Below are 21,079 nucleotides of genomic sequence, written 5' to 3'. Positions count from 1 at the left end.
TCTTCCGATAAGGTGCGGCTGCGCAATCGCTATTTCAAGACGCCCTGCTAAATGGTTGGGTTCCGGCTGCAGCCCGGATTACTACTTCCACTTGTCCAGCGCCTCGTCGTCGCTGACCCGCGCATCGACCCAGCGTGCTCCTGCCGGCGTTTCTTCCTTTTTCCAGAACGGCGCTTCGGTCTTCAGGTAGTCGATGATGAACTCGCAGGCGGCGAACGCATCGCCGCGATGGGCGCAAGTGACCGCGACCAGCACGATCTGGTCGCGCGGCAGCAATGGACCGACCCGGTGGATGACCAGCGCATCATGGATCGGCCAGCGCGTGCACGCCTCGTCGATGATACGGTCGATCGACTGTTCGGTCATGCCCGGATAATGCTCGAGCTCCATCGCGGCCACATGGGAGCCTTCGTTCAGGTCGCGTACGGTGCCGACGAACGTGACGACGGCGCCCACTTTCGGATTGCCCGCGCGCAGCCGCGCGACTTCGCCGGAGAGATCGAAATCCTCCTGCTGGACCCGCACCCGCGACGCCTTGCCCTCGCGTGCCGGCAAGCTCATCGCCCCTCCCCGCCGACGCGGCGGAACAGCGCCTCGATGCGGCTGGCCGTGCGGTCGTCCAGCAGAGCCGGCAACGCGCACAGCTGCAGGAACTGGGCAGCCTGCGAACCGGCATTGCCGCCCTTGTGGCCGGACTTCAGCGAATCCTGCAGCACTTCGACCTGCATCCTGAGCCGGTCGCGCGCGAACTCGGCGCCGCTGTCGATGCCGGCGACGATTTCCTGCCGCAGCACTTCGGCCAGCAGCCGGGAACGGTTTGCTTCCAGCGTGCCGGCATACGCGCCGCGCGCGGCGGCATCGGCCGCGGCGGCCTGCAAGGCGGCGTTGAAGCGGCCATGCAGCGTGCGCTCATGGTCGGCGGGCAGTGGCGGCAGTGCGGCCCAGCGGCCCTGCCAGCCCTCCGCCTCGACCGGGCCGGGCGCCGCCACGGCGTTTTCCAGTGCCTGCACCAGCCGCAGCTTGTCGCGCAGCGCATTGGCCTGCGCCGTGCCGGCACGCTTGCGCAGCGTGTCCGCTTCGCCCTGCAGTTTCGCCACGGCGGCGCGGTAGCGGCCCTCGATGCGGGCCTCGGCCGCGCGCGGCACCGGGCCGCTCGCATGCCACGCGCTGGCGGCCTCGCGCAGGGCCTTGCCGATCGCGGCCTGCCGGGCCTTGTCGTCGCCTTCGGCCGTAAACTCCTCCAGCTGCGCGCAGATCGCTTCGCGCGCATGCAGGTGCGCCTTGCGCCCATGGTCGGCAGCGTGGGCCGATTCCTTGCGCTTCGCAAAGATCGTGTCGCAGGCGGCGCGGAATTTCTGCCACAGCGCCTGCTCCTGCCGGCGCTCCAGCGGCAGCGCCTTGGCATGGCCCTGCCACGCTTCCTGCAGGCCGCGCAGCGTATCCACCGTATGCCGGTCGGCCGGATCGAGCTTGTAGACTTCCTCGATCAGCTGTTCGCGGCGCGCCACCTCGATCGCACGCTGCTCCTCGAGCGGCGCCATCAATGTTTCCATCGCCTTGCCGAACGCGGTATCGAGGCGTTTCTTGTCCTTGCGGTCGATCGTGCCCAGCCGGCTCCAGGCCTGCCGCAGGCGCTGCGACGCGGAAGCCAGGCCGCGCCAGTCCTCGCGCGCAGCCGGCGAATCGGCGACCAGCGCGTTGACCTCGTCGACCATCGCCTGCGCCTTGGCGGCGTTGGCATGTCGCTCGTCGGCCAGGTGCCGGAAATGCGCGGCGGCCGGCGCGTAGGCGGCGGTGCAGGCGGCATCGAATTTTTCCCACAGGCTCTTCGGTGCCGCGCCGGAAACGCTGTCCAGCGCCTTCCACCGCTCGCGCATCGCGCTGACCTTCCTGGCCAGCTCGCTCATCGGCAGGTTTTGCGCGGGCAATTCCTCGACGGCGTGCACCAGTTCTTCGCGCGACACATTGCCGCCCCAGCGGGCCCAGGCCGACAGCCGCTTGTACTCGGCACGCACGTGCGCCAGGCGCTCCGATTGCTGGGCCGTCAGCCGGCCCGTCTTGCTGTCCTTCAACGTCTTGTCGAGCTCGGCGGCGGTGTGCAGCTGGCCCTGCGCCAGCGCCGCATCCATCGCCTCGACCAGCGCCATGAAGCGCTCGTTCGCTTCGCGGTCGGCCGGGGTGATCTTCTTTTCCTTCGGCGGACGGGGCGGCGCGGCTGCCGGCTGCGCCGGCGTGGCGTTCTCGCCGTCGCCCGGCTCGCCCGCCGCTCCAGGCTCGGCACCGCCGGCATCGACACTGCCGGCCTCGACACTGCCGGCCTCGTCGCCAGCCTGCATACGGCCCTGCTCGCCGTCAGGCGCAGACCCGGACGCTTGCGCGCTGGACACCGCACTTGCCGGCGCGGGGACCACCGCCGCCGGGGGCGGTTCAGCGGCGGCGACCGGGCGGACCAGCGCGGCGCGTGCCGCTTCGAGCGCCGCGTCCACGTCCGTCAACAGGTGGCGCGGCAACGTGCCATGCTCGGGTGCGGCGAGCCGTGCGGCATGCTCGGCGGACAGCCGTTCCAGTTCCTGCAGGGGTTCATCGCCATTACCTGGCGCGGCGGCCAGCTTGCGCAGCGCCGCCAGCGCGTCGATCGTGGCGCGCTGCAGGTCGACCTGGGCTTCCAGGCGCGCGCTGAGCGCGGCGCGCAGTCGGTCGAACTCGGCAGCCAGTTGCGGCGGGGCGTCGATCACTTTCCACAGGCGATCCAGGTCGGCGACCTGGTTCGGCGTCAGCTTTTCTTCCTGCAGCAGCCGCTGCGCCTGGGCGATGCTGGCCTCGGCCTGGCGCTGCTCCATCTGCCGGTGGCGGATCGCATCGAGCCGGCCCTGCATCAGCTTGGCCACGCGGCGGTCGGTGTTGCGCACGGCGGCCTGCACCTGTTCGAGCGCCGGCTGCGACACGACATGCTCGGCGGCGGCCAGGCGCACATCGGCGAATTCGCTCTGCAGTATCAGTGCGACCGCGGCGGCTTCGTCGCCCGCCAGCGACCTGGCGCGCGCGGCCTGTTCGGCACGGCGTGCTTCCTTGCCGTCGGCTCCGCCCGGGGCAGCGGAACCGCTACCCTGTTTACCGCGCTGATCACCGCGCTGATCACCGCGCTGGTCGCCGCCTTTGTCGCCGCGCCCGGCCTCCGCCTGTTGCCCCTGCGCGGCCTGCGTATCGGTGCCCTTTTCGCCGGGCCGCTTGAAGAGGAATTCAAACATGATGTGCTATGGATGGATCAAAACCGCCATCATAGCGCAGCACCGGTTTTCGCGGCGTCGCATCCTGCGGCCGGAACCGGCAGGAACCTGCAAGGGCGCCTTGCCGTTCAGTCGGCGCCGGCGGCGCGCGGCAGCGCGCGGGCGCGCGCCGCCTGTGCCAGCTGAACGGCCGGCATGCGCACGTCGATCGAATCCACCGGCGCCGCCGGCGGCGCCAGCCGGGGCGCCAGCGAGATCGCGGCGGGATCGTCGGCACCGCTGCGGCGCGCCTCGGCCACCTGGGCATCGTGCGCCAGCAGCTTGTTGGCGATGGCGAACCACGCGTCGCCGCAGATCGCGCTGCGGGCAATGGCGAACAATTCCTTCTCTTCCTTTTCCAGCCGCTGCAGCAGGGTCGTGCAGAAACTGTCGATCGCCTCGCAGAACGCTGAAACGTGCCCGAACTGGGGCTCCTCGCCGGATGCGGCGTGATCTTCCCGGCCCGCCAGCACGCCGTGCGGCGCCGCCCGGCCCGCACCATCCTTCAGGCGCCGTACCACGTCGAGCGCGAGGCCGTTCAGGCGCGACAGTTCGTCGAGCAACTGGTCGGCACGCTGGGTTGCCTGGCGCAATGCCGGGATCAGGTACAGCTCCACCTTGCGCCAGCTGCAGGCCTGGTACAGCCGCTCCAGCGTTTCGCATGCGTATTCAAGCTGGGCCAGCGTCAGGCTCTGCTGGCGGGTCAGCGTCGATTGCACATATTTCTGGAATGAAAGCACGCTGAGGCGAACATTGGCCTGTTCGACGGACAATGCGACCAGCGTATAAGTGGCGGTTAACATGCTGTCTCCCTGTAATAGTTATTGTCACAGCGTTCTTTGTCACGGCGCTTTACGACATTATGTGCACGGCAGTGCTGCAAAAGTGTGTCACGGCGTCTCCCGCATGTCACGGTGATGCCAAAGCGCGACAGATCGCGGAGATCAAAGTGTAAATAAGAGCGACATGGACACTTTGACGCAGCGCAAGGTTGGCTGCGGAGTTTCCGAGCGGACTAAGATGACTTCCCATGCAATGGGACGGTCAGCAGCACGGTGCCGGGCTCGCTCCCCGGCTGCACCGTGCCGCCGAAACGGCGTACCAGTTTCTGTACTCCAACGTTTTCCGACAGGGCGTCGCCGGCCAGGCTGCCGGTGCCACGGCTGCGGAAGTAATCGACCAGCTTGCCGAAAAGAATTACGCCGAGGCCCTTGCCCTTCAGGTCGGAGCGCACGGCGATCGCGAACTCGGCACGCCGCTCGTCCGGATCGGCGACCGCCCGCACCACGCCCAGCGTCTCGGCGGCACCGTCCGGGCCCGGCCGGGTGGCGATGAAGGCCATCGCACGGTCGTAGTCGATCTGCGTCAGCCGTGCCAGCTGGGCCGGCGGCAACTCCCGCAACGCCGAAAAGAAGCGCAGCCGTACGTCTTCCGGATCCAGCGCGGCGAAAAACCGCAGGTGGGCCGGCGCATCCTCCGGGCGGATCGGCCGCAGCACCAGTGGCGCACCGTGCCAGTCGATTGTTTCGGCCAGCGCCTGCGGGTACGGCCGGATCGCCAGCGCCGCTTCGGGCCGTGGCGGGCCGAGCACGATACGGGCGGCCGGCGCTGCCAGCACCCAGCCCGGCGGTGCGCCATCGGCCGGCGCGGCCTCGACCAGGCGAACCGGATCGAGCTCCAGTTCGGCCACCTCGGCCAGGTCGGTCACCAGGTCCGCCACCTGCACCAGCGCGCGGCAGACGGCGTCCGCCCCGGCCAGCGCGGCGCCGGCGCGGGTGCGCGCCACGATGTCGCGCGCCAGCACCATGTTCAGCGGCGGCAGGCCGGCGGCGCGGTCGCGCGCCACGCGCCCGGCGGCGCCACCCAGCCCGAACTCCAGCGCGGGGCCGAACACGGGGTCAGTGTGCACCGCGATGCGCAGCAGCGGCGTGTCGCCGAGGCCCGCTTCGCCTACGGACGGTCCACGCGCCCCATCCGATTGCACCCCCGATTGCACCCCCGATTGCACGCCCGGTTGCACCCCATATGCCGCCAGCACGCTGGCGCATTCGCCATCGTCCAGCGCGGACCGGCCGGCCTGCCGCGCGGCGGCGACGATGGCCCGTGCCGCCGACCGTTCCGGCTCGCCGGCGGCCGGCACCCCGGCCGGTACTTCGATCAGCAAGGCCTGGTTGCGGCGGTACTGAACGATCTGCCGGAACGCCCGCACCGCCTTTTCCGGCGTGTCGTAGGTGGCCAGCCCGGCATCGGCAAACACGGCCCTGGCGTCGGCCGCCTCGTCGCCGCCCAGCCAGCACGACAGCACGGTCTGCCGGGCCGCGCGCACCAGCGGCACCAGCGCGCGGGCCACGTCGCTGCTGCCGGCCGCCGGCGTCGGCACGTGCACCAGCAGCAGCGCGTCGGCCTGCGGCTCGTCGAGCAGCGCGCGCACGGCCACCACGTGGCTGGCCGTGTCGGCGCGGGTGCCGATGTCGAGCGGGTTGGCGGCCGCCACGCCGTCCACCACCACGGCTTTCAGCGCGCGCAGCGTGCCTGGCGACAGCGGCGCCAGCTGGCCGCCGGTCCATGCCAGCGCATCGGTGGCCAGCAAGCCCAGGCTGGCCGCGTTGCTGACGACGGCCAGCCGTTCGCCCGAAAGCGGCCGGGCGCGCGCCACCGTCTGCACCGCGTCGAACAGGTCGGCAGACGAATACACGCGCAGCATGCCGGCGCGCCGGATCGCCGCATCCACCACCCGGTCGTGATGCTCCGCGCCGCGGCCCGACTTCAGTACCACCACCGGTTTGCCGCGCGCGGCGATACGGGCGGCGGACATGAATTTTCGTGCGCCGTTGCGTGCCGCGCTCACGCTTTCGATGTGCAGCACGATCGCCTGCGTGTCGGCATCGCCGGCCAGCCAGTCGAGCAGGTCGGCCACGTCGACATCGCCGCCCTCGCCCACCGAGACCACGCGCGAAAACCCGATCTGGTGCTGCTGCGCCCAGTCCAGCACGGCCGTCATCAGCATGCCGGACTGCGACACGAACGCGGTACGGCCCGGCCGCGCCCCGGTATGCGCGACGCTGGCGTTGACGCCCGCCGCCGGGCCGATCAGGCCGATACCGCCGGGGCCGAGGATGCGCAGCAGGTGCGGCCGCGCCGCCTTCAGCATCGCCGCGCGCAGTGGCGGCGGCAGCGCCGTCAGCACGACTGCCGCGCGGGTGCCGCGCGCCCCCAGTTCGGCCACCAGGCCCGGCACCGTTTCCGGCGGCGTGCAGATCACGGCCAGGTCCGGCGCGGCCGGCAGCGCCGCCACCCTGGCGTAGCAGGGAATGCCGAGCAGCGTGTCGTACTTTGGATTGACGGGCCACAGCGCACCGGCAAAGCCGCTGCCGGCCATGTTGTCGAGCACCGTGGTGCCGATCCGCCCGGGCTTGCGCGACGCGCCGATGACCGCCACCGAGCGCGGTTCGAACAGGCGGTCCAGGTGGCGGGTGCTCACGGGTTCACCAGCGCGCGAAGTGCTGTTCGGTGACGCCGGCCAGGTGGCTCACCATCCGCTGCGGCGCATCGGGCGTGCTGCGCACCCAGCCGGAAAACGTGCCGAGCGGCTGTACGTAGCGGCTGGCGGCGATGCGCAGGTTGCGGTTTTCGTGGCGTGCCGCGACCGGCGTGAACACCAGGTCGAGGCAGTCGTCCTCGGTGAACACGCGCCATGGCTCCATGGGATCGGCGGCGGCGTGGATGAAGCGGGCCGGGCCCAGCGGGAACAGGCCGCCATCCAGCCACAATGCGTTCTCATTGGCGCCGAAATAGCCGGCCTGCAGGTTGAACCCGATGCCGCCGCCATGGGCGGAGGCCCAGCGCCAGGCCGTCTGCCGCGCCAGCAAGCCATTCGAATAATCGATGCTGGCGGTGCCGCCGTGCAGCGCAAACTCGCCGCGCCACGTGCGCACTTCGCCTTCCAGCGGCAGGCCGCCGGTCTTCTGGGTGGCATGCACGGCGCCGCCGTCGACCAGGGCGGCGGCTACCAGCGCCGGCGCGGGCGCCGTGCCGAAGCTGGCGTCGATTTCCAGCCACGGGCTGCGCAGCGACAGCCCGGACGGCCCCAGGTCGATGGACACGCCGCGGCGCGCGAACGTGCTGGTGCCGCGCGCATCGGCGGCCAGGGTGGCCGACAGGCGGCCCGGCAAGCCGTCCTGCGAGAAATTGGCCAGCATGTCGCCGTCGCCGCGTTCGAAGGCGTACGCGAAACAGGTGGTCATCCAGCCCAGGTCGACGATGGCGACGGCGCAGAACATGCCTTCGCTGGCTAGCGCCACGTAATGCCAGCGCTTGTGATGCAGCCGGCGCCACAGCGCGCTGCGGGCAAGCGGCGGCGCCAGCCGCTCCCAGTCGCAGCCGCGCAGGATGCCGGCGTGGCGGCCCAGCACGGGCCGGCCATCGGCGCCGACGATGCGTTCCGGTGCCGGCGGCAGCATGGCGTGGACCGCGTTCATGCGCCGCGCTCCAAAACCGTCGGGCGGCACATCCTTTGCGGCAACATGAGGTTCAAGTCTGTCAAGGCGATCGTTCCAGTGGCAAGGCGAGTCATTCTAAGGGATGTCGGCACCCGGCCGCACCGTTCCTGCCGGCCGGGACGATTCCGGGCAGAATACGTTCAGCCAATCAATCAGCGGAGAGCCGGTGGGGACGGATGGAACGAGCGCATGGCGCAGGCTGTACCGGGCAATGCTGCTGCCGGCCTTCGCGGCCGTGGTGCTGGCGGCGATGTGGGCGGCGGTGTACGGGCAGGTGCGGCAGGAACGCGCCGCGGCGCGCCACGAAGCGCTGCTGCAGAGCCATGCGCAGGCGCGCACGCTGGCCGAGAACACCGGCTTCCTGCTGCGCCAGGTCGATCATGCGACACAGCTGTTCAAGCTGAAGTTCGAGGAAACGGATGGGGCGCTGCGCCTGCCGGAGTTCGCGCGGAAAAACGGCATGCTGGCATCGCTGCTGCCGCCCCGGCTGACGCTGCCGGTGGCGCTGTACGGACCCGACGGCCGGCTGGCCGACAGCGTGCAGGGTAGTTTCGCCGCCGAGGCGGGAGCCGCCGGCTGGTTCCGTGCGCTGGCCGGGTCGCACGGCGACATGGCGCAGTTTTCCAACCCGGCCATCGCCCCCTCGCATGAATGGCGCATCCGCATCGCCCGCCGGCTGGATGGCGCCGGCGGCCGCTTCGCCGGTGCCATCGTGATCCTGGTCGACCCGGCACTGTTCGTCGACGACTATGACCGCGTGGAAGCGGGACCGGGCGGCTATGTCGGCCTGCTGAGCCGCGACACCGGCCTGTCCACCAGCCGCGTCGACGATCGCGTGTTCAACGACGGCACCCTGGCATTCGCCGCGGTGCGCCACGGCGGGGCCGCCGATTCCGAGGAAGCGGTAGCGCGCCAGCCGGTGGACGGCATCGAACGCGTCTATGCGTTCCGCGACATGCCCCGCTACGCGCTGACGGCGGTGGTCGGCCAGGCGAAAACGCATGCGCTGGCCCGCTTCGAACGGCGCCGCACGATGTACATCTCCGCCGCCGCCGTGGCCTCCGCCGTCGTGCTGGCCTTCGTGGCCGCGCTGCGGCAGCAGGCGCGCCGCCTGCGCGACAGCACGCTGGCGGCGCATGAGGCGCAGCGCCAGTTGCGCGCCGCCGCCGATGCCAGCCTCGATGCGGTGTTTTTGCTGAAGGCGTGCCGCGACGCGTGCGGCGGCGACTTCATCCTGGTCGATGTCAACGAACGGGGCGCCGCGATCCTGGGCCATGCGCGCGCCGAGCTGCTGGGCCGCCGCATCGGCGTGCTGGTGCCGTCATGGCGCGCCGAAGGCTTCCTGGACAAGTACCGCCGCGTGCTCGACACGGGCCAGCCGCTGGAAGAGGAATTCGAAACCCGTACCGGCACGCCGCGCTGGCTGCAGCACCAGATCGTGGCGATCGACGACGGCGTGGCCGTCACCACGCGCGACATCACGGCCCGCAAGCAGGCCGAGCTGGCAAGCCGGCAGCAGCAGGCGCGCCTGCGCACGCTGGCCGACATGATGCCGGCGATGATCGCCTACGTCGACGACGACCAGGTGTACCGCTTCCAGAACCTGGTCTACGAACAGGAATTCACGCGCATGGGCGTGCAGGCCATCGGCCGGCACGCCCGCGATGTCATCGGCGAACCGCGCTATGCGCAGCTGCAGCCATGGGTGCGGCGCGCGCTGGCCGGCGAGGCCGTCACGTTCGAGGAAGACGAGGATCCCCGGCCGGACGGCACCCAGCGCAGCTTCGAGGTCCACTACATTCCCCAATGGGACGAGGAGCACCGGGCGGTCGTCGGCTTCCACGTGGTGCGCACGGACGTCACCGCGCGGCGGCGCGAGAAGCAGCACCTGCTGCGCCTGTCCACCATCGACGCGCTGACGGGCCTGACGAATCGCGCCGGCTTCATGGACCGGCTGGACGCCGCCATGGCATACAGCCGCGCGCACGATTCCCTGATGGCCGTGATGTACCTGGACATCGACCGCTTCAAGCCCGTCAACGACACCTACGGCCACGCGGTGGGCGATGCGCTGCTGAAGGCGTTTGCCGGCCGCCTGACCCATGCACTGCGCGACACCGACATGGTGGCGCGGCTGGGCGGCGACGAGTTCACCGTCATCCTCGAGCGCCTGCACCGCTGCGAGGATGCCGAGCGCAGCGCCGCCAAGCTGGTGGCCGCGGTGGCCGCGCCGTTCGACCTCGATGGCGTGCGGGCCGACATCTCGACCAGTATCGGCGTCGCGTTCTACCGCGGTGGCGATCTCGATGCGGCCGGCCTGCTGGCGCGCGCCGACCTGCTGCTGTACGAAGCCAAGCAGGCCGGGCGCAATACTTTCCGCACCGGCGGCACGCTGGCGGGGCTGCAACCGGATGTGGCGGCATGAGGGCGGCATGAGAAGCGGGCTGGCGCCTTGAAAGAGGCCTCCCGAAGCGGCCTTAACAGTGCGCCGCGGTAATGCTCATCTTTGTACACTCCCGGTGATTGCCGCATGCGGCCAGAACCCCAGGAGTCGACGATGAACGCTTTTCCCGATAACCTTCCGCTGCCGCGGCGCCGCATGCCGGCGGCACTGCGCGGCACCGCGGCCCTGCTCGTCGCGCTGGCCGGTGCTCCGGCAATGGCGGACATCTATACCGTCACGACCCATACCGCGGGTTCGACCGCGGCATTCAACCTTCCCGGACTGTTCCCGCAGGCCGATATCGTCGGCAGCCGGGCCTTCGACCTGACGGTGACGAGTGTGTTCGACAGTGCCGACGTCCTCGCCAGCGCGGACAACAACTGGATGCAGGCCACCGATGCGACGCTGCAGATCTCGCTGCAGCTGGACGGGCAGCTGTACACGCTGGACGCGACCGGCCAGGTCAGCTCGCATATCCTGTCCGACACGGACGGCACCGGCCGCACGACGAAGCGCTTCTACCAGAGCATCAGTTTCGATCCCTCGACGTTCGGCGACCTGGCAACCATCCAGCAGTACGTGTTCCTCGGCGCCGATCAATTCGCCATCGGGTCGGTATTGGAACCGGCCACCGCCTACTATGCGGACCCGCTGACGAAGGGTTTTTCGGTCTTCAACTGGCGATCGATGCCGGACGACACGCTGCGCCTGCTGGGCGACGGTACCGGCCTGGCCCAGCGGTTCGACTACCACCTGGCCGTGGCCGTGCCGGAACCGGCCACGTATGCGATGCTCGGTGCCGGCCTGGCACTGCTGGCCGGCGCGGCGCGGCGGCGGACGAAGGCCGGCTGACCCGCCACACACGCCGTCCCGCGGGCGCTACCCGCCAGGGCCGCGATGCGCTACACTGTCGCGCTTCCGGCCTGCCCTCCATCGGGCTCCGCTCCCGACTGGTACGTTCCGTCAATTCATGCGCCTGCTGCACACCTCCGACTGGCACCTGGGCCAGTCACTCCACAATTTCGACCGGCATTACGAACACCAGTGCTTCCTCGACTGGCTGCTGGAAACCATCGTTGCCGAACAGGCGGACGCGCTGCTGATCGCCGGCGACGTGTTCGACAACGCCAACCCTTCCGCCGCGTCGCAGCGCCAGCTGTACCGCTTCCTGCGGCAGGCCAGGGCCGCGGCGCCCGGCCTCGACATCATGCTGGTGGCCGGCAACCACGATTCGCCGGGCCGCATCGACGCCCCCGGCCCGCTGCTCGAGGAACTGGGCACGCGCGTGGTCGGCAATGTCGAGCGCGACGCGGACGGCGCGGTCGACGTGGCGCGCATGGTGCATCCGCTGACCAACCGCGACGGCGCGGTGGCCGCGTGGTGCCTGGCGGTACCGTTCCTGCGGCCGTCCGACGTGCCGCGCGTGGAAGGCGGCGGCGACGCCTACCTGGCCGGCATCGCCGAACTGTACCGGCTGGCGCTGGCCCATGCCGAAACGCTGCGCCAGCCCGGCCAGGCCATCGTGGCGATGGGCCACTGCCACATGGTCGATGGCCAGATGTCGGCCGACTCGGAACGCCGCATCGTCATCGGCGGCACCGAGATGCTGCCGGCCGGGATCTTCGGCCCGTCGATCGCGTACGCGGCGCTGGGTCACCTGCACCTGGCCCAGCAGATCGGCCGCCATGCCCACATCCGCTATTGCGGCAGCCCGCTGCCGCTGTCGTTCTCGGAAGTGCACTACCAGCACCAGGTGCTGCGCATCGACCTGGACGGCGATGCGTTGCGCGAGACCGTGCCGGTGCCGGTGCCGCGCGCCGTGCACCTGCTGCGCGTGCCGACCAGGCCCGCGCCGCTCGAACAGGTGCTCGACGAACTGGAAGCGCTCGACTTCCCGCTGGCCCCGGCCTATGCCCAGCCCTACCTGGAAGTGCGGGTGCGCCTCGATGCCCCCGAGCCCGGCCTGCGCGCCCGCATCGAGGCGGCGCTGGAAGGCAAGCATGTGCGGCTGGCGAAGATCGAGACCAGCAGCGGGCGGCGCGGCTCGCTCGACGAGGCGGCGGTGTCGCTGGACCAGCTGGCGCAACTGCAGCCGGCCGACGTGTTCTCGCGGCTGTACCGGCAAAAATTCGGCAATGACGCGCCGGACGACCAGATGGCCGCCTTTGCCGAGCTGCTGCTGGCGGAGCCGGCACGATGAGGATCCTGCGTATCGGCGGCCGCAACCTGGCCTCGCTGGCCGATGAATTCTCGGTCGACTTCGGCAGCGACCCGCTGGCATCGGCCGGCCTGTTCGCGATCAGCGGCCCGACCGGCGCCGGCAAGAGCACGCTGCTCGATGCGCTGTGCCTGGCACTGTACGACCGCACGCCGCGCCTCGTGCATGCGCGCGGCAAGACGCCGGATGTGGGCGACCCGATCGGCTCGGACGACCCGCGCACGCTGCTGCGCCGCGGTACGCCGGAAGGCTACGCGGAAGTCGATTTCGTCGGCAGCGACGGCATCGCCTACCGGGCGCGCTGGAGCGTGCGCCGCTCGCGCACGCGCGCGACCGGGGCGCTGCAGCCGACGGCGATGACGCTGCACCGGCTGCCCGAACTGCAGCCGATCGGCGGCACCAAGACCGAGGTGAAGGCCGAGATCGAGGCGCGCATCGGCCTGAACTTCGACCAGTTCACACGCGCCGTGCTGCTCGCCCAGAACGAGTTCGCCACGTTCCTCAAAGCGCAGGACGACGAGCGCGGCCTGCTGCTGGAAACGCTGACCGGCAGCACGATCTACAGCGACCTGTCGCGCCGCGCGCACGAGCGCCACAAGGTCGAGGCACAGGCGCTGCAGCAGGTGCACGCGCGGCTGGCGGACCAGCGGCCGCTGTCCGGCGAGGAACGTGCGCAGACGGAAGCGCAGGTGCGCGACGCCGACGCGGCGCTGGCCGTGCTGGACGGCCGCAAGGCGGCGCTGGAGACGGACCTGCGCTGGCACGAGGGTGCGGCGCGGCTGGCCGACGGCATCGCCCAGGCCGAAGCGGCGCGCCAGGCGCGCATTGCGGACGTGGCGGCGGCCGCGCCGCGCCGGGCCGCGCTCGACAAGCTCGATGCGGTCCAGGAAGCGCGGCCGCTGCACGACGCGGTGCAGCGCGTGGCACTGGAAGCGGCCGGCGCACGGGCCACGATCGCCCGCTGCGAGCAGGAGGCCGGGCAGGCCGAACGCGCGCAGGCCACCGCCGCCGCCGCGCAGCAGGCCGCCGCGCACGGCGTGGAAGCGGCCGAAGCCGCCCGGCGCGACGCCGGCCCGCAACTGGACCGGGCCAAGGCGCTCGATGCCCGCATCGAAGCGATGCAGCCGCAGCACGCGCAGGCGCGCGCCGCACGCGATGCCGCCGTGGCGGCCGTGACGGCGGCCACGGCCGCGCTGACCGACAAGCGCAACGAGCGCCGCGGCCTCGTCGCCGCGCAGGAAGCCGCACATGCCTGGCTGGAGGGACGCCGGCACTGGGCGGTGCTGGGCCAGCAGTGGCCGCGCTGGGACGGGCTGTTCGCGCAGGCGGCCCGCGCCGCCCACCAGCTTGCGGCGATCGCCACCAAACTGGCCGACGCGCAGCGCCGCGCCAGCCATCACCGCGACGAGGAAATCGCCGCGCAGTCGGGCCTGGCCGCGGCAACGGAGAAGCTGCGCGCGGCCGAGGCGGAACGGGTCGCCGCGGTGGCCGCGCTGGCCGCCTTCGACGCCGACGCGCTGGGCACGCAGCGCACGGTGCTGGAAGCGCGCCGTACCGCGCTGCAGGAAGGCGAGCGGTTGTGGCTCGACCTGGCTGCGAAGCGCGACCGCCACGCGGTGCTGGCGGCGCAGGCCGGGCAACTGGACCAGGCACGCGCCACCGCGCAGGCGCTGGCCGACACGGCCAGGGCTGACCTGGCCGCCGGCAAGGCCGCGCTGGCGCAGGCCGAACGCGCGCTGGCGCTGGCCGAGGCGGCGTGCGGCGAAAGCGTCGAGCAGCTGCGCGCCACGCTGGAAGACGGTACGCCCTGCCCCGTGTGCGGATCGGCGGACCATCCGTACCACGGCAACGACCGGCTGCGCGGCATGCTCGACGCGTTGCGCGGCGACGTGGCGCGCTGGCGCACGGCGCAGGAGCGCACGTTCGAACAGGAAGCGACGCAGCGCGCGCTGGTGGCATCGAACGCCGACCGGCTGGCGCAGGTGCGCGAGGAACTGGCCGGGCTGGCGCCGGCGCTGGCGGCGCTCGCGCAACGCTGGGATGCCGCGCTGGCCAAGCTCGACGATGGCGCCGGCGTGGCCGATGGCGCGCGCGCCGCGTGGCTGTCCGCCCGCCTGGCCGAAGCCGCCGCGGCATTGCAGGAAGTCGCGCGGCAGGAGCAGGCCATGCGGCAGGCCGCCGCCGTGCGGGACCGCGCCCAGGGTGCCTGCGAACGTGCGGCCGCGGAGCAGGCCCGCTGCCAGGCCGGCCAGGCGGGCGCCGCGACCGCGCTGGCGCAGGCGCAGGCCCAGGCCGACGCGCTGCAATCGCAGCACATCGATGCGCTCCATCACCTGGATGCGCTGCTGGACGACCTGGATCCCGCGTTTGCCGATGCGCCGGAAACGGGCACCGAGGACTGGAAGGATCACTGGCGCCAGGACCCGGGGCATTTCCATGCGCTGCGCCAGGCCGAGAGCCGCCAGTGGCAGAAGCAGCACGCCGACCTGGAGGAGCGCGCCGCGAAGATCGCGGCACTGGACATCGAGCTGGCGGCGCTGCAGGAAGCGCATGCCAGGGTGGCGGCCGAAGAACATGCGGCGCGTGCCGCGTTCCTGGCGGCCGACGAGGCGCTGCAGGCGGCGCGTGCCCAGCGCGTGGCGCTGTGGAACGGGGCGCCCGTGGGCGAAGTGGAAACGCGGCTGCGCACCGCCTGCGAAACGGCCCACGCCGCGCTGCGCGCGCAGCAGGAGGCGGGCCAGCAGGCCGCCCAGGCGCGCGCGCGCAGCGACGAGGCGCTGGTGCATGCGCGGCGCCGCCTTGCCGAGCTGGACGAGGCGGCCGGCGTTGCCCACGAGGCACTGGCCACGTGGCTGGAAACGTTCCGCCACGCCCATGCCGAGCCGGACCTGTTCGCCGCGCCCGTGGCCGGTGTCGGATCCGTGGACGAACTGCTGGCCTTGCTGGCGCATCCGCAGGACGAGATCCGCGCCGAGCGGCAAGCCCTGCAGGCCCTGGACGGTGCGGTGGCACAGGCGCTTGCCGTGCTGCGCGAGCGCGAAGCCCAGCTGGAACAGCACCGGGCCGGCGCGCCGGCCGGTGCCGAAGCCGGTCCGCAGGCCTTGCGCGAGGCGCTCGACGCATTGGCCAGCGAGCGCAACGCGGCACAGCAGGGAGCATCGGCGCTGAAGGTGGCCCTGGCGCAGGACGACGAACGCCGCCGCCGCGCCAGCGCGATGCTGGCCGAGCTGGAAAGGCAGGAAGCGGCCGAACGGCGCTGGGCCCGGCTGGCTGAACTGATCGGCTCGGCCGATGGCAAGAAATTCCGCAACTACGCCCAGCAATTCACGCTCGACGTGCTGCTCGGCTACGCCAACGCCCACTTGCGCCAGCTGGCGCCGCGCTATCAGCTGCTGCGCATCGACAACCCGACGCAGCCGTCGCTGGGCCTGCTGGTGCGCGACCTGCACATGGGCGACGACCTGCGCTCCGTGCACTCGCTGTCCGGCGGCGAATCGTTCCTCGTCTCGCTGGCGCTGGCGCTGGGCCTGGCCTCGCTGTCGTCGAATCGGGTGCGCGTGGAATCGCTGTTCATCGACGAGGGCTTCGGCAGCCTCGACGCGGAGACGCTGCGGGTGGCGATGGACGCGCTCGACAACCTGCAGGCAATGGGGCGCAAGGTCGGCGTGATCTCGCACGTGCAGGAAATGACGGAGCGGATCGCCACGCGGATCGTCGTGCAGCCCGGTGCAGGCGGCCGCAGCCACGTAAGCGTGTCCTGATAGAATGGCGGCTTAACGTTTCCCGTTCCTGAAAACATGTTCAAAGCACCACGTACCCTGACGTTCAAGTGCGCGAAATGCGCCAAGGCGGTCAAAGTGACCGTCCAGAAAGTATCCGCCTGCTCGCACATCACGCCGTATTCCGGCGTGTGCTCCTGCGGCGAAGTGAAGCTGCACGCCGTGGGGCAGCCGGATGCCGTGCAGGCATACCTGGCCTCGAACGGCCTGTGGACCCATCATCACTGATTTCCTCAAGTAATCGGCGCACATGCCGATGTAGAGGGATATCGTCAAAAGAGGCCAGCCATGTCGTCGCTCTCTCCACTCGGCACCCGCCAGTACCAGAACTCCGCCCTCGCCGGCTCGACCCAGCAGCCGGCGCGCGGCAACAGTGCCGTAGCGCAGACGGCGGCCGGCAAGGCCAGCAGCAATGTCGCCCTGTCGTCCGGCGCGGTCGACCTGCAGCAGCGCATCGATGCGCTCGGCAACGACACGATCGACCTGGCGCAGAATTTCCTGGGCAAGTTTGCCCAGCAGTTGCTGGGCGACAGCGCGAAAGGCGCGACGATCGCATTCGATTCCGTGTCGCTCGACACGTCGTCGACCTTCGCCGCCGGCACGCTGCGCAGCGAGGGCGCCGAAGGCGTGAGCAAGGCCTCCGCGTTCAGCCTGAACGAGAGCTCGCACTTCCTCGGCAAGGGCACGATCACGCTGGCCGACGGCAGCAAGTACGATTTCGAAGTGGAAGTGCAGTACGAGGCGTCGATGACCGCCGGGTTCGCCGGTAGCGAGCAGGCCAGGCCGGCGGAACAGGACGCGGCGAAGGGCTTGCCGACCTTTGAATTCCCCGAGATCGACTGGCCGGGCAGCCTGGGCGACCTGTTCAAGCTGATGGACAAGCAGGTTTCCGGCGACGTGAAGGATGGCGACAACGGCGGCATCCTGGGCAACCTGTCGGTGCGGCTGATGCAGCTCGTCAAGAACACGCAGTCGCTCGACACGTATGCGCCGCCGTCGCCCGTGAAGGCTTACCAGGTCGAATCCGGCACGGAATCTCCGTTCGGACCGGCAACCGACAAGACCCAGATGCCGATCAAGGTACCGACCGAACCGGCCGCCGAGCCCGTCGCGGAGGCGCCGGCTGCCGGGCCGGCCGACGTGCCGATCGTCAAGTCCGCCGGCGACATCCCGCTGACCATCTCGACCACGCCACCGAAAGGCGACGCCGCCTGACCTTACAGTCCGACCACGCAGTCCGACCAGCGCAGTTGTAACGCGCAGTTGTAGAGCGCAGTTGCAACGCGCAGTTGCAACGCGCAGTTGCAACGTATAATAGGTGCCGCAATCCGAAACCGCCGTGCAGGCGGTTTCGCCGTTTACCACCCCCGCAACTCCACCCTCGCAACGGAAGCACATGGACACATCCCTCCTCCACTGGACCGAACAAGGAACCGAGCGTTCCGCCCGCTGGCATTCGGAGGCGGGCATGCCGCCGCCGAAGCGCGTGGTCGTTGCCGACGACACGCTGAACGCCGATACCGCCTACCGCCTGGCCTGCGAAGGCACGGCGCTGCTGTGGCGCGGCGACTTCCAGAACGCCCGGCAATTGCTGCAGGCGCTGGCGCGGCGCGCCGACGGCAAACAGGGCAAGGCCAAGCCCGGCAAAGGCAAGAACAAGCCGGCCAAGGTCGCGGCCAGCCCGACGGAAGCGTTCCACCTGCACCGCCAGGCGCAGTCGCAGCGCGCCCGCACGCTGGCCATGCTGCTGATTCCGTTCGAACCCGGCTACACGATCCCGCTGCGCCGCGCGCCGGACGTGAAGCTGGCCTGCAACGAAGCCTATGGCCGCGGCGAGGACGCTTTCGTGATCTCGCTGCGCGAACTGCTGGGCCTGGTTGGCGCGCACGAATGGCGCAAGACCGGCGTCGAGATCCCGGCGCTCGGCGCCCGCATCCACCCGCACTACGGCGTGTTCTCGCCGGTGCGCGGCGAATACGTGCAGCTGGTGGCGGAAACCCCGCTGCCGAAGAAGACCGGCGTGGCATTCGACATCGGCGCCGGTACCGGCGTGCTCAGTGCCGTGCTGGCGCGGCGCGGCGTGCCGCGCGTGATCGCGACGGAGATGGACCGCCGCGCCCTCTCCTGCGCCCGCGACAACATCCACCGGCTGGACCTGGAAGAGCAGGTCGAAGTGGTGGAAACGGATCTGTTCCCGCCGGGGCGCGCGCCGCTGGTGGTGTGCAATCCGCCATGGGTGCCGGCACGGCCCAGTTCCTCGATCGAACACGCGGTATTCGACCCGGACAGCCGGATGCTGAAGGGTTTCCTGGCCGGCCTGAAGGACCACCTGGCCGAAGGCGGCGAAGGCTGGCTGATCCTGTCCGACCTGGCCGAGCACCTGGGGCTGCGGCCACGCGAACAGCTGCTCGAGTGGATTGCCCAGGCCGGGCTGGTGGTGCTGGGCCGGCAGGATGTCAAACCGGTCCATCCGAAGGCCGGCGATGCGGAAGACCCGCTGCATGCCGCGCGCGCCGCCGAGGTGACGTCGCTGTGGCGCCTGGGCGCGGCCTGAATCGGGGGCAACCGCCCCGTTCTTCGGGCATGGAAGAACTTCTTTCATGCCTGCTTGCAAAATCCGGCACAGGCATATATAATTCTTGCCTCAGACGCGGGGTGGAGCAGTCTGGCAGCTCGTCGGGCTCATAACCCGAAGGTCACAGGTTCAAATCCTGTCCCCGCAACCAGATTCAAAGAACCGCCGGTTTCCAGTGATGGAACCGGCGGTTTTTTCTTGCCCGGCCGTCTTACCGACCCGGCTGGCACCATCGTCTTGACGCTGCGGGACGCCATGCCTACACTCAGCCCTTTGTTGCATTTGATAAAGGAGCCGCGGTGTCGGACCAGCACGATCTTCCATCGAAACCTTCGCGCCGCCGCCTGTTCGGTGCCGCCGCCGCTGCCGGTGCCGTGGGCATCCTGCCCGCCAGCACGCCGTCCGCCGCGCCAAAGCCGCGCCAGGCGGGCGGTTCGCTCGACGCCAAACTGAAGGCGCACGTGAAGAACGTGGTCGTCATCTACCTGGAAAACCGCAGCTTCAACAACCTGTTCGCCGGCTTTCCGGGCGAGGCATCGCCGCTTGCCGACGTGCCGGCGGAACGCTACGTGCAGCGCGACTACGACGGCTCCGTGCTGCCGGAACTGCCGAAGGTGTGGGGCGGCACGCTGGCCGCGCCGCAGGAACTGGCCGGCAAGCGCTACGAACTGAAGGAAGATGACGTGAAGGGCTTGCCCAACGCGCCCTATGCATTGAAGGACGCCGGCGGCAAGCCGCTGCCCGAAGCCCTGATCACGCGCGACCTGCAGCACCGCTTCTACCAGAACCAGATGCAGATCAACGGCGGCAGGAACGACGGCTTCGTCGCGTGGACCGATGCCGGCGGCCTGGTGATGGGCCACTACGCCCAGACCAGCACCAACCTGGGCCTGTGGCAGGTGGCACGCGACTATACGCTGTGCGACAACTTCTTCATGGCGGCTTTCGGCGGCTCCTACCTGAACCACCAGTTCCTGATTGCCGGGCGCACGCCGGAGTACTTCCATGCCAAGGACACCAAGGCAAGCAAAAAGATCTGCGTGACGGCGGACGGCCCCACCGGTGCGCGCCTGGCCCTGGCGCCGGACAGCCCGAAGTCGGCGCTCGACGGCAAGCCGAAATTCGTCAACGACGGGGCCATCACGCCGGACGGCTATGCGGTCAACACGATGGCCACGCCCTACCAGCCGAGCTGGGTACGGCCGCCGCTCGATGGCGACCCGATGCTGGCCGACCCGGACGACGCCGGCGTGCTGCCGCCCCAGACCTACGACACGATCGGCGACCTGCTGTCCCGCAAGGGCGTCAGCTGGGCGTGGTATGGCGGCGCATGGCAGGCCGCGCTCGATGAACTGGGCGGCGGTTCGAAGCCGAATTTCCAGTCGCATCACCAGCCGTTCAACTACTTCAGGAGCTTCGCACCCGGCACCGCAGCGCGTGAAAAACACCTGCGCGACGGCGGCCTGGGCGACAGCCCGATCTCGAACAGGTTCCTGGCCGACGTGGTGGCCGGCAAGCTGCCCGCCGTCAGCTTCTACAAGCCGCAGGGCAACCTGAACCTGCATGCCGGCTACTCGGACATCGAATCGGGCGACCAGCACATCGTCAACGTGCTGGCCCACCTGAAAGCCTCGCCGCAGTGGAACGACATGGTGGTGGTGGTCACGTTCGACGAGAACGGCGGCTGGTGGGACCATGTGGCGCCACCGAAGGGCGACCGCTGGGGACCGGGCTCGCGGGTGCCGGCCATCATCGTGTCGCCCTTCGCCAAGCGCGGCAGCGTCGACCATAATTTCTACGACACCACGTCGATCCTGCGCTTCATCACGCGCCGCTTCGACCTGCCGCTGCTCGACGGCCTGGCCCGGCGCAACCAGGCGTTTGCCGAACGCGGCGCGCAGCCGCCGGGGGACCTGACCGCCGCGCTGGCGTTCCGCTGAAACCCGGCCGGCGCCGGCCCGCCGGCGCACAAACCCGTGGCGCTGTGTTACACTGCGCGCCGCTTCAGATGAAAAGCCCGACTGCCAAAGCCGGGCTTTTGTTTTTGCACGCCACACGATGAGAGACAAGAAAGACAACGCGACACTCGACCTGCCCGGCTTCGGCCCCGCCGAACCGATGGAGCCGGAGCCGAAGGCGCCGCCCCCGCCACGCTTGCGCGCGCGCCGCGCGCAGGCCAGGCAGGAACAGCTCGAACTGCTCGAAGCAACCGATGCCAGCGGCCTGCCGGTCTGGCAGCGCGATGCACAGCTGGACGTGACCGGCCTGCCCGTCTGGCGCAAGGACTGAGTTCTCCCCC

Annotated in this window: 14 protein-coding genes and 1 tRNA gene; 10 read left to right on the top strand and 5 right to left on the bottom strand. The window is 70.3% G+C overall.

The annotated features are described in order from the left end of the window. Positions 1 to 81 precede the first annotated feature (81 nt). The 5 genes from moaE to FHS02_RS16655 all read right to left on the bottom strand — a co-directional run bounded on the left by moaE (position 82) and on the right by FHS02_RS16655 (position 7,744). On the bottom strand, positions 82 to 561 hold the full coding sequence (gene moaE, locus FHS02_RS16675; protein WP_137313808.1) for a molybdopterin synthase catalytic subunit MoaE: 480 nt from the start codon (positions 559 to 561) through the stop codon (positions 82 to 84). Next, the gene (locus FHS02_RS16670; RefSeq protein ID WP_137313809.1) at positions 558 to 3,248 is read right to left on the bottom strand and encodes a DUF349 domain-containing protein; all 2,691 of its coding nucleotides are present in this window, start codon (positions 3,246 to 3,248) and stop codon (positions 558 to 560) included. Before FHS02_RS16670 ends, moaE begins: the two co-directional genes overlap by 4 nt. 107 nt (positions 3,249 to 3,355) lie before the next feature. Next, positions 3,356 to 4,069 carry a hypothetical protein gene (locus FHS02_RS16665; protein ID WP_137313810.1) on the bottom strand — a complete coding sequence of 238 codons (714 nt, stop codon included), beginning with the start codon at positions 4,067 to 4,069 and terminating at the stop codon, positions 3,356 to 3,358. 212 nt (positions 4,070 to 4,281) lie between these two features. Beyond that, entirely contained in the window at positions 4,282 to 6,747 is a 2,466-nt protein-coding gene (locus FHS02_RS16660) for a bifunctional acetate--CoA ligase family protein/GNAT family N-acetyltransferase (protein WP_175424800.1), read from the bottom strand. Positions 6,748 to 6,751: 4 nt separating this feature from the next. Next, on the bottom strand, positions 6,752 to 7,744 hold the full coding sequence (locus FHS02_RS16655) for a DUF2804 domain-containing protein (protein ID WP_229422617.1): 993 nt from the start codon (positions 7,742 to 7,744) through the stop codon (positions 6,752 to 6,754). A 187-nt stretch (positions 7,745 to 7,931) separates the two neighbouring features. Here FHS02_RS16655 and FHS02_RS16650 point away from each other — a divergent pair, with 187 nt between their 5' ends. The 10 genes from FHS02_RS16650 to FHS02_RS16605 all read left to right on the top strand — a co-directional run bounded on the left by FHS02_RS16650 (position 7,932) and on the right by FHS02_RS16605 (position 21,069). Continuing rightward, complete coding sequence (locus tag FHS02_RS16650) at positions 7,932 to 10,190, top strand: bifunctional diguanylate cyclase/phosphodiesterase (protein WP_229422618.1); 2,259 nt, start codon at positions 7,932 to 7,934, stop codon at positions 10,188 to 10,190. Positions 10,191 to 10,322: 132 nt separating this feature from the next. After that, positions 10,323 to 11,060 carry a PEP-CTERM sorting domain-containing protein gene (locus tag FHS02_RS31605; RefSeq protein ID WP_229422620.1) on the top strand — a complete coding sequence of 246 codons (738 nt, stop codon included), beginning with the start codon at positions 10,323 to 10,325 and terminating at the stop codon, positions 11,058 to 11,060. 118 nt (positions 11,061 to 11,178) lie between these two features. Continuing rightward, a complete protein-coding gene (locus FHS02_RS16640; RefSeq protein ID WP_137313811.1) occupies positions 11,179 to 12,408 on the top strand; it encodes an exonuclease SbcCD subunit D C-terminal domain-containing protein in 1,230 nt (409 codons plus the stop codon). After that, complete coding sequence (locus tag FHS02_RS16635; RefSeq protein ID WP_137313812.1) at positions 12,405 to 16,187, top strand: AAA family ATPase; 3,783 nt, start codon at positions 12,405 to 12,407, stop codon at positions 16,185 to 16,187. The genes FHS02_RS16640 and FHS02_RS16635 overlap by 4 nt, the downstream gene beginning before the upstream one ends. A gap of 36 nt (positions 16,188 to 16,223) precedes the next feature. After that, positions 16,224 to 16,433: a hypothetical protein gene (locus tag FHS02_RS16630; protein ID WP_137313813.1), complete on the top strand. Its 210-nt coding sequence runs from the start codon at positions 16,224 to 16,226 to the stop codon at positions 16,431 to 16,433. Positions 16,434 to 16,493: 60 nt separating this feature from the next. Continuing rightward, a complete protein-coding gene (locus FHS02_RS16625) occupies positions 16,494 to 17,420 on the top strand; it encodes a hypothetical protein (protein ID WP_137313814.1) in 927 nt (308 codons plus the stop codon). Positions 17,421 to 17,601: 181 nt separating this feature from the next. Next, on the top strand, positions 17,602 to 18,759 hold the full coding sequence (locus tag FHS02_RS16620) for a methyltransferase (protein ID WP_137313815.1): 1,158 nt from the start codon (positions 17,602 to 17,604) through the stop codon (positions 18,757 to 18,759). Between the two features lie 95 nt (positions 18,760 to 18,854). Further along, positions 18,855 to 18,931, top strand: a tRNA-Met gene (locus tag FHS02_RS16615). A gap of 148 nt (positions 18,932 to 19,079) precedes the next feature. Next, a complete protein-coding gene (locus tag FHS02_RS16610; protein ID WP_137313816.1) occupies positions 19,080 to 20,720 on the top strand; it encodes an acid phosphatase in 1,641 nt (546 codons plus the stop codon). Positions 20,721 to 20,838: 118 nt separating this feature from the next. Then, positions 20,839 to 21,069: a hypothetical protein gene (locus tag FHS02_RS16605; RefSeq protein ID WP_137313817.1), complete on the top strand. Its 231-nt coding sequence runs from the start codon at positions 20,839 to 20,841 to the stop codon at positions 21,067 to 21,069. Positions 21,070 to 21,079 lie beyond the last annotated feature (10 nt).

The organism is Pseudoduganella umbonata (assembly GCF_014192225.1).
Lineage (GTDB): Bacteria > Pseudomonadota > Gammaproteobacteria > Burkholderiales > Burkholderiaceae_D > Rugamonas > Rugamonas umbonata.
This window is presented reverse-complemented; position numbering and strand designations above follow the sequence as displayed.

Excerpts from the sequence above, each read along its gene's own strand:
- moaE (WP_137313808.1), bottom strand. The coding sequence starts at position 561 with ATGAGCTTGCCGGCACGCGAGGGCAAGGCGTCGCGGGTGCGGGTCCAG.
- FHS02_RS16670 (WP_137313809.1), bottom strand. The coding sequence starts at position 3,248 with ATGTTTGAATTCCTCTTCAAGCGGCCCGGCGAAAAGGGCACCGATACG.
- FHS02_RS16665 (WP_137313810.1), bottom strand. The coding sequence starts at position 4,069 with ATGTTAACCGCCACTTATACGCTGGTCGCATTGTCCGTCGAACAGGCC.
- FHS02_RS16655 (WP_229422617.1), bottom strand. The coding sequence starts at position 7,744 with ATGAACGCGGTCCACGCCATGCTGCCGCCGGCACCGGAACGCATCGTC.
- FHS02_RS31605 (WP_229422620.1), top strand. The coding sequence starts at position 10,323 with ATGAACGCTTTTCCCGATAACCTTCCGCTGCCGCGGCGCCGCATGCCG.
- FHS02_RS16640 (WP_137313811.1), top strand. The coding sequence starts at position 11,179 with ATGCGCCTGCTGCACACCTCCGACTGGCACCTGGGCCAGTCACTCCAC.
- FHS02_RS16635 (WP_137313812.1), top strand. The coding sequence starts at position 12,405 with ATGAGGATCCTGCGTATCGGCGGCCGCAACCTGGCCTCGCTGGCCGAT.
- FHS02_RS16630 (WP_137313813.1), top strand. The coding sequence starts at position 16,224 with ATGTTCAAAGCACCACGTACCCTGACGTTCAAGTGCGCGAAATGCGCC.
- FHS02_RS16625 (WP_137313814.1), top strand. The coding sequence starts at position 16,494 with ATGTCGTCGCTCTCTCCACTCGGCACCCGCCAGTACCAGAACTCCGCC.
- FHS02_RS16620 (WP_137313815.1), top strand. The coding sequence starts at position 17,602 with ATGGACACATCCCTCCTCCACTGGACCGAACAAGGAACCGAGCGTTCC.
- FHS02_RS16605 (WP_137313817.1), top strand. The coding sequence starts at position 20,839 with ATGAGAGACAAGAAAGACAACGCGACACTCGACCTGCCCGGCTTCGGC.